Source organism: Labrenzia sp. CP4 (genome assembly GCF_001579905.1).
GTDB classification, from domain to species: Bacteria; Pseudomonadota; Alphaproteobacteria; order Rhizobiales; family Stappiaceae; genus Roseibium; species Roseibium algicola.
Genome location: NZ_CP011927.1, coordinates 5664704 through 5677914, shown reverse-complemented (window position 1 = coordinate 5677914; position 13211 = coordinate 5664704). Strand labels below are relative to the sequence as shown.

At 59.3% G+C, this 13211-nt stretch carries 10 protein-coding genes; 9 read left to right on the top strand and 1 reads right to left on the bottom strand.

The window, feature by feature from the left end:
* The first annotated feature begins 89 nt into the window (after window positions 1-89).
* The 3 genes from truB to pnp all read left to right on the top strand — a co-directional run bounded on the left by truB (window position 90) and on the right by pnp (window position 3995).
* Entirely contained in the window at window positions 90-1034 is a 945-nt protein-coding gene (gene truB / locus ACP90_RS26095; RefSeq protein WP_062490905.1) for a tRNA pseudouridine(55) synthase TruB, read from the top strand.
* A gap of 209 nt (window positions 1035-1243) precedes the next feature.
* Window positions 1244-1513: a 30S ribosomal protein S15 gene (rpsO, locus tag ACP90_RS26090; RefSeq protein ID WP_006935430.1), complete on the top strand. Its 270-nt coding sequence runs from the start codon at window positions 1244-1246 to the stop codon at window positions 1511-1513.
* A gap of 352 nt (window positions 1514-1865) precedes the next feature.
* The gene (pnp, locus tag ACP90_RS26085; protein WP_031268705.1) at window positions 1866-3995 is read left to right on the top strand and encodes a polyribonucleotide nucleotidyltransferase; all 2130 of its coding nucleotides are present in this window, start codon (window positions 1866-1868) and stop codon (window positions 3993-3995) included.
* Window positions 3996-4076: 81 nt separating this feature from the next.
* Here pnp and ACP90_RS26080 read toward each other — a convergent pair whose 3' ends face one another.
* Window positions 4077-6833 (bottom strand): EAL domain-containing protein, encoded by a 2757-nt coding sequence (locus ACP90_RS26080; RefSeq protein WP_062490903.1) that lies wholly within the window; start codon window positions 6831-6833, stop codon window positions 4077-4079.
* A gap of 500 nt (window positions 6834-7333) precedes the next feature.
* On the opposite strand from ACP90_RS26080, the gene dapB reads away from it, so the two are divergent.
* From dapB to ACP90_RS26050, 6 genes are all read left to right on the top strand, one after another.
* The gene (dapB, locus tag ACP90_RS26075; protein ID WP_201030432.1) at window positions 7334-8146 is read left to right on the top strand and encodes a 4-hydroxy-tetrahydrodipicolinate reductase; all 813 of its coding nucleotides are present in this window, start codon (window positions 7334-7336) and stop codon (window positions 8144-8146) included.
* Between the two features lie 29 nt (window positions 8147-8175).
* Complete coding sequence (locus ACP90_RS26070) at window positions 8176-8796, top strand: 2,3-bisphosphoglycerate-dependent phosphoglycerate mutase (RefSeq protein WP_022999102.1); 621 nt, start codon at window positions 8176-8178, stop codon at window positions 8794-8796.
* Between the two features lie 282 nt (window positions 8797-9078).
* Window positions 9079-10002: a hypothetical protein gene (locus tag ACP90_RS26065; protein WP_062490901.1), complete on the top strand. Its 924-nt coding sequence runs from the start codon at window positions 9079-9081 to the stop codon at window positions 10000-10002.
* Window positions 10003-10016: 14 nt separating this feature from the next.
* Window positions 10017-12002 carry a VWA domain-containing protein gene (locus ACP90_RS26060; protein ID WP_158514221.1) on the top strand — a complete coding sequence of 662 codons (1986 nt, stop codon included), beginning with the start codon at window positions 10017-10019 and terminating at the stop codon, window positions 12000-12002.
* Entirely contained in the window at window positions 11999-12676 is a 678-nt protein-coding gene (locus ACP90_RS26055; protein WP_145915849.1) for a hypothetical protein, read from the top strand. The genes ACP90_RS26060 and ACP90_RS26055 overlap by 4 nt, the downstream gene beginning before the upstream one ends.
* A 132-nt stretch (window positions 12677-12808) precedes the next feature.
* Window positions 12809-13201, top strand: coding sequence for a hypothetical protein (locus tag ACP90_RS26050; protein ID WP_022999097.1), 393 nt, complete (start codon window positions 12809-12811; stop codon window positions 13199-13201).
* The last annotated feature ends 10 nt before the right edge of the window (window positions 13202-13211 follow it).

Genomic DNA, 13211 nt, shown 5'->3' with positions numbered 1-13211 from the left:
GGTCTCGCTGTTGCGCATGGATGGTGGGGCCGACAGTCAATGTTTCTTTTGTCGCCGTAAAACAATTGCAATCGTATTGAAACGCACTCATGGCACGCCAAAAACAATTCAAAAGAAAAAAGAACGCAATCAACGGCTGGCTTGTGCTGGACAAGCCCTATGGCATCACCTCCAACGACGCACTCGGCAAGATCAAGCGGATCTTCTCGCCGGAAAAGGTTGGCCATGCCGGAACGCTTGATCCACGCGCGTCCGGCCTTCTGCCGGTTGCCTTCGGCGAAGCCACGAAAACCGTCCCCTTCGTCATGGATGGCCGCAAGGTCTACCGTTTCGAGGTGACCTGGGGCGTGGAAACCAACACGGACGACACCGAGGGCGAGGCGGTTGCCACGTCCGACGTGCGGCCGAATGCGGAAGAAATTTCGGCAGTCCTTGGCGAGTTTGTCGGCACGATCATGCAGGTTCCGCCGAAATTCTCCGCCATCAAGGTCGCCGGTGAACGGGCATATGATCTGGCGCGCGACGGCGAAGAGGTCGAGCTGGAAGCCCGGCCCATCGACGTGCACCGGTTGGATCTGGTCGAATGTCCGGACGAGAACTGCGCCGTCTTCGAGGCTGAATGCGGCAAGGGCACCTATGTGCGGGCCATCGCCCGCGACCTTGGCCGTCGTCTCGGTACCTGTGGTCACGTTACCGAACTGCGCCGGTTGCTGGTCGGGCCCTTCGGCGAAGACGACCTGATCGGGCTGGACGAAATCCTGGAAGCAGCCGAGGCGCTTGAGGAAGGCGCCGGCATTGAGCCTCTGGTCGAGGAGTTCGTCCTGCCTGTTCGCGAGGCGATGGACAATCTCATCGAGGTACCCGTTTCGCTCGATGACGCGGCCAAGATCCGCAAGGGCATGGCGGTGCTGCTGCGCGGCCGGGATGCTCCGCTCAACACGGAAGTCGCCTTTGCGAGCCACGCCAGTGTGCCGGTTGCCATCGGCTCAATTGACAAGGGCCGGTTCCAGCCGACCAGGGTGTTTCACCTGTAAATTCGGGTGTGGCGAAAAAACCTGAGAAACCTCTGGATTTTCGAAGGGTTTTCCGCCATATTCCGCCGCCATTGGGCACTGATGCCCAATTCGTCCGGAAGGATCCTTTGCTGAACGACATCTCGGCTCTGGAAACGTCCGGATCAGGCCGGTCTCCGGCATTTCAACGTGTCCGGTCAACGGACCCCACTCTTTGAAAGGAAAGAGCGATGTCGATTACTGCAGAGCGCAAAGCTGAGCTCATCAAGGAATACGCCATCAAAGAAGGCGACACCGGTTCCCCGGAAGTACAGGTCGCGATCCTCACCGAGCGGATCAACAACCTGACCGAACACTTCAAGGGTCATGGCAAGGATAACCACTCCCGCCGCGGTCTTCTGAAAATGGTTGCGCAGCGCCGGTCCCTTCTGGACTACACGCGCGGCAAGAGCGAAGAACGCTACAAGTCGCTGATCTCGCGTCTTGGCATTCGCCGCTAAGAACTCAGAACCTGAAAGCGCGGTGGGTGAGAACCCGCCGCGTTTTTGTATTGTGTAACGGCATTTGCCGGACGCAGCTCTTGCGGGCAAAACACTGATCCACTTCGGGTCTTTGTTCCGCGAAAGAGCTTTGAGTGTTTCAAATTCGAGTGGAACGCTCTATAGAGACCTCGTGACACGTCATGGGGCAGGATTGCCGGCTTCTTTCCGTCTTGAGCCGAAAGCAGCTCGTCGTCTTGCCCGTGACCTGTCCGCCGGTAACCGGCCCATACGGGGCCGACCGGGAATGTGTCTGCCATGACCGTGCTGTACCGAAAGCAGCCAAAGGCAGGCAAAGCTGTAAGGACAGATGATGTTTGATATTCATCGTGTAGAAGTCGAGTGGGGCGGACGCCCGCTCGTCCTCGAAACGGGCAAGGTTGCCCGTCAGGCCGACGGCGCCGTCATGGCGACCTATGGCGAAACGAAGGTTCTGGCGACGGTTGTTTCCGCCAAGTCTCCGAAGCCGGGCCAGGATTTTTTCCCGCTCACCGTGAACTACCAGGAAAAGGCATTTGCCGCTGGTAAGATCCCGGGCGGCTACTTCAAGCGCGAAGGCCGTCCGTCGGAGCACGAGACGCTGACGTCCCGCCTGATCGACCGTCCGATCCGCCCGCTGTTCGCAGACGGCTACAAGAACGACACCCAGGTGGTGATCACCGTTCTGTCGCACGATCTGGAAAACGCTCCGGACATCCTGGCGATGGTGGCTTCTTCCGCTGCTCTGACCCTTTCCGGCGTTCCCTTCATGGGCCCGATCGGCGGCGCGCGCGTTGGCTACATCAACGGCGAATACGTGCTGAACCCGCTGGTTGATGACATGCCGGAATCCTCTCTGGATCTGGTTGTTGCCGGTACCAATGACGCCGTTCTGATGGTTGAATCCGAAGCCAAGGAACTGAACGAAGACATCATGCTCGGCGCTGTGATGTTCGGCCACAAGGGCTTCCAGCCGGTGATCGACGCGATCATCAAACTGGCTGAAACCGCTGCCAAGGAACCGCGCGAGCTGGTCCTGCCGGATCATTCCGAGCTGTTCGGCAAGGTCAAGGCTCTGGCCGAAGCCGAGCTTGTTGCCGCTTACAAGATCACGTCCAAGACCGACCGCAAGAACGCAGTCGACGCTGCCAAGGCGAAGGTCGTTGAAGCGCTGATCACCAACGCTGCCGAAGGCGAAGCCGTCGAAAGCACCGTTCTGGGCGAGCAGTTCAAGAAACTGGAAGCGGAAATCGTTCGTGGCGCGATCCTCGACACCGGCACCCGTATCGACGGACGTGACCTGTCGACTGTCCGTGCGATCTCGTCCGAAGTCGGCATTCTGCCGCGTGCGCACGGTTCCGCACTCTTCACCCGTGGTGAAACCCAGGGCCTGGTCGTTGCCACCCTCGGCACCGGCGAAGACGAGCAGTTCATCGATCTTCTGGAAGGCACCGTGAAGTCTCACTTCATGCTGCACTACAACTTCCCGCCTTACTCCGTCGGTGAAACCGGCCGCATGGGCTCCCCGGGACGCCGCGAAATCGGTCACGGCAAGCTGGCATGGCGTGCGATCAACCCGATGATGCCTCCGCATCACGAGTTCCCGTACACCGTCCGCGTCGTTTCCGAAGTCACCGAATCCAACGGTTCGTCTTCCATGGCAACCGTCTGCGGCACTTCGCTGTCGCTGATGGACGCCGGCGTTCCGCTGAAGGCACCGGTTGCCGGTATCGCCATGGGCCTGATCAAGGACGGCGACCGTTTTGCGGTTCTGTCCGACATCCTGGGCGATGAAGATCACCTCGGCGACATGGACTTCAAGGTCGCCGGTACCCAGGACGGTATCACCTCGCTGCAGATGGACATCAAGATCGACGGTATTACCGAAGAGATCATGAAGGTCGCTCTGGGTCAGGCCAAGGACGGCCGTATCCACATCCTCGGCGAAATGTCCAAGGCCATCACCGAGGCTCGTGCCGAGCTCGGCGAACATGCTCCGCGCATCGAAGTGATGAAGATCCCGGTCGACAAGATCCGTGAAGTCATCGGTTCGGGCGGCAAGGTCATCCGCGAAATCGTGGAAAAGACCGGCGCGAAGGTCAACATCGAAGACGACGGCACCGTCAAGATCGCATCTGCCGACGGCAAGGCGATCAAGGCTGCCGTCAACTGGATCAACTCCATCGCCGCTGAGCCGGAAGTGGGCATGATCTACGAAGGCACCGTCGTCAAATGCGTTGATTTCGGCGCATTCGTGAACTTCTTCGGTGCGAAGGACGGTCTGGTCCACATCTCCCAGCTGGCTCCGAAGAAAGTTGCCAAGGTCACCGACGTGATCAAGGAAGGCGACAAGGTCTGGGTCAAGCTCATGGGCTTCGACGAGCGCGGCAAGGTCCGCCTGTCCATGAAGGTTGTCGACCAGGAAACCGGCAAGGAAATCGAAAAGAAGGAAGAAGCTGAATAAGCTTCCGTCCGACTGATGCAAGATATGAAACGGGGACCGAAAGGTCCCCGTTTTTGTTTGTCTTGAAGCGAGAAAGGCTGGTCAGCCGGCCCGGGCCGCAACTGAATCGACGCCGTTCATCTTGGCGAGATAGCGGTGGAAGTCGACGCCGGAAAGCGGGCGCGAAAAGCTGTACCCCTGGATGAGCGAGCAGCCGAAGGAATGGATCAGCTCGCATTGTTCGTGCGTTTCGGCTCCCTCGCACACGACTTCGATATGCAGCGAGCCGGCCATTGAAATGATCGCCTGAACCAGTGCCTGGCCGCCCACATCCCGCTCCAGGCCCATGATGAAGGTCCGGTCGATCTTGAGCGTGTCGATCGGCAGGCGCTTCAGGTAGCTGAGCGACGAATAGCCGGTGCCGAAATCATCCAGGGAGATCTTGATGCCGAGGTTGCTGATGGCTTCCAGAATTTCGACCGGGTTGACGCGCTGGTCGTCGAACATCACGCTTTCGGTGACTTCCAGCTGCAGGCGGGCCGGGTCCATGCCGGTCTCGTCGAGGATTTCTCTCAGACGAGGCAGGAAATCCGCATCCCTGCACTGGCGCGGCGATATGTTGACGCTGATCCCGTCGAGCTGCAGGCCGTTACGGTTGCAGGACTGGAAGAATTCGCAGGCCTCGCGCAGCACCTGTTCGCCAAGCGGCACGATGAGCCCGCAGTCTTCGGCCACCTTGATGAACTCGGTCGGCGGGACGACGCCCAACTTGGGATCGGTCCAGCGTGCCAGGGTTTCGCAGCTCACCACGCGGTTCTTTTCATAGTCCACGATCGGCTGGAAATTCAGGTGCAGCTCACCCTTGTCGATGGCTTGCCGGAGGCAGATCTCGATCTGGCTTGCGCGGGCGGCCTGTTCATTCATGCGCGTGGCAAAGAACCTGTAACTGGCACCGCTATCGGCCTTGGCCTGCAGCATGCTGGTGTCGGCCTGCATCAGCAGCGCTTCCTCGTGTGTGCCGTCGTGCGGACAGACGGTAATGCCGAGACTGCCGGCAAGCACGGCTTCATTACCGTCTTCCAGTTCGATCGGGTCACCGATCGCCTTCAGAATGTCACGGGCGGTCTGTTCGATCTGCCAGCGGTCTTCCGGGTTCGACAGGATAATGGCGAATTCGTCGCCGCCCATGCGGGCCACGGTCTGGTCCGGACCAAGGGTCCTGGTCAGACGCGCGGCTACGGTTTCGATGACCTTGTCCCCGGCCTTGGGGCCATAGGTTTCGTTGACGGTCTTGAACCTGTCGAGGTCGAGGATCATCAGCGCCGTCAGGTCGCCCATATGTTTGCCGCGCTGGATGGCCTGGCGCAAACGGTCCATGAACAGACGCCGGTTCGGCAGACCGGTCAGAATGTCGAAATTGGCATTCTTGGTTGCCAGTTCTTCCTGGCGCTTGCGCTCGCTGATGTCCGTGATGGTAGCGTAATAGGCGCGTTCCCCGCGCCATTCGGTCAACCGGACATGCTGCTCCAGCCAGATGGTCTCGCCATCCTTGCGGATGCCCTTGACCTCATAGGCGCGCGGAGCGCCTTCGCCGTTTTCACGCATGTTGTAATAGCTGCGCAGCCGGCTGTGCTCTTCCGGCGCGTAGATCACCAGTGTGGGGGACTCGACAAGCTGCTCGGGTTCACCGGGGGCGTAACCGCACATTTTCAGTAGGGCGTCGTTCACATAAAGGATGCGATGATTGGCATGGACGAGCACGCCGTGCATCGAGCCGTCGATCATGTCCTTGAACTGGGCGTCGCGGTCACGAACGGATTCAAACGCCGCCTGGAACATGGTCGCCAGTTTGTTGAATTCGAAGATCAGCCCGGGCGGCGGCGGCGACACCACCTTGTCCTGCCGCAGGCTCATCGCGTAGTTCAGCAGCCTGCCCAGGCCGGCCGTGGTGATGCGATTGACCAGAAGCGCGGCACCGATTGCCAGTATCGCCGTATAAAGCAGGAACGGCGTGAACAGCTGGCTGTAGGTTTCCTCGACCTTTTGCAGGGTGTCCACGGGCTGCTTGATCACGGTCGCAAGCATGTGGCCGTCCAGGCCCTGCATCAGCGGAGCAAAAACGAAAAGGTTCTCTCCGTTCAGCGCGTAATTGACGTCGTCGGGTGTGGCGTAGAGCCGTTCGGGAAGCACTTCCGTGGTCAGGTCACCCATGCCCGCCACAACATCCTCATGGTGATAGAAGGCGATATCTTCCACCCGTAACGCCTTGGCAAGGACACCCGGCAGGGAGAAGGAATCGGTGATAGTCGTCCCGCCATAAATCCTGCCGAGGACTCGGCCGGTATCGGGATCGAGAACCAGAACAGAGAGCGCTGCGGTGATCTGTATGGGATCGGAATCATGGTCCGCGTAAGTTACCCAGATGTCGGGTGGCATGGCCGCACGTATCTTCACCGGCAATTGGTGGCTCAGGTCGATCAGGCCGAGACTGCCGTTTACCCAGCCGTCTTCACCTGGAAGATCGATCAGGAGAATGTCCAGAACCGCACTGGTCATACCTTCGGAAGCGCGTTCAATGATGACCTTGGCGGTCTCCTTGTCGTTGTCCACCAGTGCCTGCCGGATATCCGGATTGGCCGCGACCGCGCGGATCTGCGTTTCGAGTTTGTCCAGATGCTGGGTGAAGACGAGCCTTGCGAGCGTTGCCTTGGATTTTGCGCTGCGGGCAATTTCATGTTCGGCAATCGACAGGCTGCCAAGGTACGTAATCCAGAAGAGTGCGATCGCCGTTCCCATGAGGCCGAACGCAAACAGAGCCATGACAAGGCGGCTGAAGGGAATGGAAAAACTGGCCTTCAACGAAGCGCTCCTGAACCGGCGGGCATCATCTGACGGGATAATGGGACGTGACGGGAAGCAAGGCGGGGCGGGGTCCTTCTCGGTTGGAACAACAGGTTGTTGCTGGTCTTGCAAGTACAAGGCACCCGGCGGCGGGTGTGGACAGCTTCGGGAAAAGACAGGTGGTGACGAACCGATGCGTCCATAAGCACAGTATCATGAAACATGGTCCTCGTTTTGCAATTGTAAGAAAAAACACTTGCAGACTTAAACGTAACTGCTCGAGGTTTACCTTTGGTGAATTGGAATGGTGAAGATGTTGCGACTTTATTGTCAATTTAACTTGCTGTTCATTAATAATGTCGCGGTTGAATATAGTAATATTTGACAAGAGCTATTTCTATTGAGTGCAGCAGTCCCCTTGCATGATCGGGCGTTTGCCTCCCCCGGCGAAACTGGTATACCCCCATCGTGAAGTGAATTGGGGTCGATTGGCCTATTGAGGAAGACGGAGCCACTTGATGGGGCAGATGCGCTTGGTAGTCGTTGGAGCCGGTGGCCGAATGGGCCGGGCATTGACGTGGGCGGTCACGGAAACAACAGGTGCTACCGTCGTCGCGGCGATCGAACGCGAGGGCTCCGAGTTTCTTGGCAAGGATGTAGGCGACCTGGCAGGAACAGGTTCCTTGGGCGTTCCTGTTACCGACGATCCCTTGACCGCCTTTGCCGCCTCGGACGGTGTCCTGGATTTCACGGCTCCGGCGGCAAGCCTCTGGTTTGCCGAGCTGGCCGCGCAGGCTCGCATCGTCCATGTCATCGGCACCACCGGTTGGGCTGAAGGGCAGGACGAACCTCTGAAGGCGGCTGCCCGCCATGCCCGGATCGTCAAGTCCGGAAACATGAGCCTGGGTGTCAATCTGCTGGCGAGCCTGGTGCGCAAGGCTGCCGCCGCGCTTGATGCGGATTTCGACATCGAGGTTCTGGAAATGCATCACAAGCACAAGGTGGATGCCCCCTCGGGCACGGCGCTGTTGCTTGGCGAAGCGGCTGCACAGGGCCGGGGCCTGGATCTGGCCGCCCATTCGGTTCGTTCGCGCGACGGTATCATGGACCCTCGCAAGACCGGCGACATAGGCTTTGCAACCCTGCGGGGCGGGTCGGTCATCGGGGAGCATTCAGTGATTTTTGCAGGTGAGGGCGAGCGCATCGAACTCACTCACCGGGCGGAAGACCGGCAACTGTTTGCCCGCGGGGCCGTCAAGGCGGCACTGTGGGGATTTGACCAGAAGCCCGGGTTTTATTCGATGGCCGATGTCCTCGGCCTGGATTCTTGAAGATACGCATTTAGCTTGAGGAGAATGGCATGGACCGCCTTCTTGTGCTTGTCCGTCACGGACAGAGCGACTGGAATTTGAAGAACCTGTTCACCGGCTGGAAAAATCCGGACCTGACCGAGCAGGGCGTGGCGGAGGCTCACAAGGCCGGCGAGCAGCTCAGGGATCTGAAGCTGTCCTTCGATGTTGCTTTCACCTCCGATCTGTCGCGTGCACAGAAGACGCTGGACATCATCCTGGAAGAACTGGGCCAGACCGGCCTTGAAACCTTCAAGGATCAGGCTCTCAACGAGCGTGACTACGGTGACATCACCGGCATGAACAAGGACGAAGCGCGCGAGAAATTCGGCGAAGAGCAGGTCCATATCTGGCGCCGCTCCTACGACATTCCCCCTCCGGGCGGTGAAAGCCTGAAGATGACCGCAGAGCGCGTTCTGCCTTACTACAAGTCCGAAATTCTGCCGCGCGTCCTGGCTGGCAGTCGCACGATCGTTGCCGCGCATGGCAACTCGCTGCGGTCGCTGATCATGGATCTGGAAGACCTTTCACCGGAAGAAATCCTGAAGCGCGAACTGGGCACCGGAACGCCGATCATCTATCGCCTCGATGAAAACGGCGGCGTGGTCAGCGTCCAGGATCTCGCCGACTGAGGCCTGTCTGCATTGCCGAAATTCAAGTCCCGCTGCTTCCATGAGGCAGCGGGACTTGTTTTTGAAAGGCAGCTTGCAGCCCACCCTGTGCCTGCGTTGCCCGGGGCGTTATCGAATGAGCCTTTGAAGCGGGCATGTACCGTCTGCAATCCCCCTGCAATTTCTTTGCAAAAACAGTCCTGAATAGTGATTTACATTCGACGTCTCTCCCATTTGAGGGAGGGCCGATCTGCCACGCCTCTATAGGCTTCCAGCCGTCGACCACGGTTGGAGCATTTTTAGATGGCCGAATGCACGAAAGTTTCTTCCCGCTTGCAGAAGCTGGTGCGCAGATCAGGAAAATCGGGACGTTCGCTATTTCAGGCAACTGCAGTTTTTCTGCTCGGCGCGGTTTCGGCGCAGGCCCAGAAAAACCTGACAGCTGAAGAACAGGCCAGGCTGGCCGCAGCCGACAGCGGCCAGGCACCGACTGCCACCGCGATCGAACTTCCATTCGAGGAGCCGTTTGACGGCAAGGATCTGGCCGGGCACTGGCAGCTCCTGAATACTGACAAGGACTCCTTCGTTGTAGAGAACGGCATCCTGCTTGCGCTCACGAGTGGCGGCAAGAACAGTCTGCGAAATGCGGATACGAGCAACATCTTCGAGCTGCAAGGCGTGCCGCCTGAGGGAGACTTCGATCTTGCCATCAAGGGCAAGCTCGATCCGAAAACCGGTTACGACGAAGTCTGGCTGGGACTTCGGGAAAGTCCGGACAATTTTATTGCAGCCCATCTTTATGTGCTCACCAAGGGGTGTGGTCCTGCACTGTTCCTGCGGACTGTCGCCAATCAGCCGGTAATGCCGGAAGGCGAGCCGGTTTTGACTGCCGCCAACCACAGCCTGTTTGACGGTCCCATCATCAAGTCTGTTTGCGACAAGGCCGGCCGGCCCCTCGGGGATCAGATCTTGTCGAACCTGTTTGCAGAAGGTTTTGAGCTGACCCTTTCCAGAAGAGGGTTGCGCTACCGGACCTCCCTGACATTGACCGTTCCGGACAGAGGGGCGCAAAAGCCCGCCGGCCTCGAGACCGTTCACACCAACTGGATTGCCCGCATGGCGCCTTTCGGCAAACCGGTTTTCCTGCTTGGCCAGGGCGGCCGCGCCGGCAGCGGTGAAACGCTGGCCGAGTTCGACCACTTCAGCATCCGCCGTCCGCAACAATGAACCCGGAGTTTCCCATGTCTGCTCTTCCCACTCGGGCGCGCGTACTGCGGCTCGTGGTTCCTTTCTCGCTCGCCCTTTGTGCAGCTTTACCTTCTCATGCTCAGCAAGGTGATGTCGCCGCCGCAGAGAAACTCGTGCGGCTGTTTTATGCCGAACATTCCAAGCGGTTCAACGACGGCGATACGCCGCTCCTGAACGACGCTCCGGCCGCAAAGGAGTTCCTCGTCGACGGTCTCGTGCAAGGGGAACTTCAGGGGATTTTGCAATTCGACCCGGTCTATGATGCACAGGACGCGAGTATTTCCGATCTCAGCATTCAGCCCGATCCGGACGCCCCCCTCTTGCAGGGCGCTGCCCGGATAAAGGTGACTTTTACCAACTTCGGAATGCCGATCCGGCACATCTACACGCTGATAACCGTGCCGGACGGTTCCTGGCAGATCAACGACATCTATTCCGAAACAAACGACTGGTCGTTGTCTGATCTCCTGCAGTCCGCCGGTGTGGACATCAGATCGGATCCAGGTTCCGAGATCACGCTCAAGGGCAGTTCAGCGGCCGGGTCCACTGTTGGATCGGGGCAGACACAGGCAGCAAACGGCGGAGACGCCGTGGTACCCGGCATGGAGGAAGGAGACCTTCCCGGAAACGGCCTGTCCTCTGAAGGGAGCGACCTTCTGTTCGTTCTGGACGGTTCAGGCTCCATGTGGGGTCAGGTCGACGGTGTTGCCAAGATCACCACTGCGAAGCAGGCGCTGACAGGTCTTATCGGTGACCTGCCGGCTCAGACCAACGTCGGCCTCATGGCCTACGGACACCGCCGGGAAGGGGATTGCGGAGACACCGAGATCCTGTATCCGGTTTCCAACTTCGATACCGAACGTCTGAAGCCGGTCATCGACGCGATTACCCCTCGTGGAAAAACTCCCATCGCAGCCGCCCTGCAACAGGCGGCTTCCGCCATGCCCGCCTCCAACCGGCCGGCAAACGTGCTTCTGATTTCAGACGGGCTGGAAACCTGCGGCGGTGACCCATGCGCCGCGGCCAAGGCATTGGCCGAGCGCGGTATCAACACCCGCGTCCATGTGGTCGGGTTTGACCTGACGCAGGAGGAGAACCAGGCCCTTCAGTGCATCGCCGAAAATGGCGGCGGCAACTATTACGCCGCCAACAATGCCGAAAGCTTCACCGAGGCCGTCAAGCAGGCTGTCGCGGACGCAGGCAAGGCAGCGGAACCTCCCGCACCGGCGCCGGAAGCTGAAGAGGTCGTTCCGGCCAGCACCCTTGTGTTTGAAGAAACGTTTGACGGCCCGGAGCTGGCAGCCAGCTGGCAGACACTGAATGGAACCGACAGGCTGACCAGGTTTACCGGAAGCGGCACCCTGTTTGTCTCCGCACTGGGGGGCGACACGATCTACGACAACAAGAACGCGCTGAACCGGCTCGTTCTTGACGAGCCACTGCCTGACGGTGATTTCGACCTGAGTCTCAAGTTCAAGCTGCATGAACAAAGCGGCCATGAAAGCGTATCGTTGTCGCTGCTGGAGGATACGAACAACCAGATCGGCGCAATGGCCTGGATCTGGACAAAAGGCTGCGGTTCTTATCTGAACCTGTCCTTGACCCGCCTCTCCGGAGATCCCGAAGGCAAGCCTGAAGTCTCGCGTTTCGATGTCAATCTGTTCAGCAAGCAGATCGTCAAGACCGTGTGCGACAAGGCGGGCAGGGCTTATGGCAACAAGGTTCTGGAATCGCTTTCGACCGATGGTGCTCTGCTGCGTCTGAAACGGCGAGGACGTGCGCTCTCCGCTGCCATCGAACTGGAATTGCCCACTGCTGACGGTCAGGAGGGCGGCCCCTACGTTCTTGAGACCGATCCGGTTACCGTGCTGCGCCTTGCCGGCAAGGCGAGCGTGCTCGCCGGTCAGTGGAACAAGGCAAAGTCTCAAGAGAGCCATTTCGAGTTCGACAGGTTTGCAATCGAGCTGGTTTCGCAATGAGGTCTCGTCCTCGCCGTGCTTGTCTGGCCTTCGTAATCCCCTGGTTCCTGTCGGAAGCGGTCTTCGCGCAAGGTCCCGGGGTCCAGGCCCCAGGTGTCGAAGACCTCGCTTGTGCGGCGGGATATGGCTGCCAAGGCGTTTCATCTTCGCAATGTGACGTCCTGGCGATGCTGGGCTTGATGACGACGGGAGAGGCCCGGGACCTGTTCGCCCAGGCTTATCCCGCAAGGTTTACGGAGGTGGCAAGAAACGTATCCTTGCCACCGTCCGAATGCCTGCAGGCTGCCGGTTCCGGTATAGGCATCGGCGCGGGCAGCCTTTCAAGTTCGGGTACCGAGGACACCGGCGCATCGCCGAATGACAGCGGTGCACAAGCCTTGCCCGACTTCGCAAGTCTCGACGGATTTTCCGAGACACCATGCCCGGGCAATGTGTCCGTCGATCCGATCTTCGTGCAGGGGCAACCGGACATCCGGGTGCTCGCCTGTTTCAAGGGAGCGGACAATCGCTACAGCGAATGCGGCAAGGCACCCGCCCGTGCCTATTGTCTGAAATTCGGTCAGCCGGACGTTGCCTGTTTCGGCGACATCAAGCTCGTCGGCAAGGCCGCCACTGTCGACGCCTATTGCGAAGCTGGCGGGTGTCCCGCTTTCGGTTTCATTGTCTGCAAATAAGCGCCGTCCGGTGCCGGAACCGCATCGATGCTCACCCAAATGGGAGAGGCTTCAGCCGGACCGAAACGTCAGTCTTGCGGCATCGACATGTCTCGCCAACAAGACCGGAGACTGAAAATGTGGAAGATTTGGATGATACTTTTTCTGGCGCTGGGGACGAGTTTCCTGCTGCCAACCTTTTCGGCGCAGGCCAAGACGATCTGCACGATCCAGGCGGAGAGCGCTTTCAGCAAGGGTCACAAGACCCGGGCCGGTGCCGAGGCAAGAGCCTGGGTAAACTGGCAAGGCAAGATGAGGAACAGCCATGGCCGCCGGTTTGCCGTTTCCATGGCCCGGGTGACAAAAGGATATCCCAAGTTCGATGGCACCCGGTTTAACCACAGGGTGGTGGTTCGCGCCCAGGGTTGCTACGTCAAAGGCGTTTCCTGCCTCACCGGCACCGGGATCACCCCTTCCTGCGAGTGCCAGAGCGACCGTCGCGCCGCCTTGAAGCAGGGATGTTCCGTCTACGCTGCTGGCAGGTGACAGGCGGTAC

Bases quoted from the DNA above. Each gene is read 5' to 3' on its own strand.
- truB (WP_062490905.1), top strand. From the start codon at position 90: ATGGCACGCCAAAAACAATTCAAAAGAAAAAAGAACGCAATCAACGGC.
- rpsO (WP_006935430.1), top strand. From the start codon at position 1,244: ATGTCGATTACTGCAGAGCGCAAAGCTGAGCTCATCAAGGAATACGCC.
- pnp (WP_031268705.1), top strand. From the start codon at position 1,866: ATGTTTGATATTCATCGTGTAGAAGTCGAGTGGGGCGGACGCCCGCTC.
- dapB (WP_201030432.1), top strand. From the start codon at position 7,334: ATGGGGCAGATGCGCTTGGTAGTCGTTGGAGCCGGTGGCCGAATGGGC.
- ACP90_RS26070 (WP_022999102.1), top strand. From the start codon at position 8,176: ATGGACCGCCTTCTTGTGCTTGTCCGTCACGGACAGAGCGACTGGAAT.
- ACP90_RS26065 (WP_062490901.1), top strand. From the start codon at position 9,079: ATGGCCGAATGCACGAAAGTTTCTTCCCGCTTGCAGAAGCTGGTGCGC.
- ACP90_RS26060 (WP_158514221.1), top strand. From the start codon at position 10,017: ATGTCTGCTCTTCCCACTCGGGCGCGCGTACTGCGGCTCGTGGTTCCT.
- ACP90_RS26055 (WP_145915849.1), top strand. From the start codon at position 11,999: ATGAGGTCTCGTCCTCGCCGTGCTTGTCTGGCCTTCGTAATCCCCTGG.
- ACP90_RS26050 (WP_022999097.1), top strand. From the start codon at position 12,809: ATGATACTTTTTCTGGCGCTGGGGACGAGTTTCCTGCTGCCAACCTTT.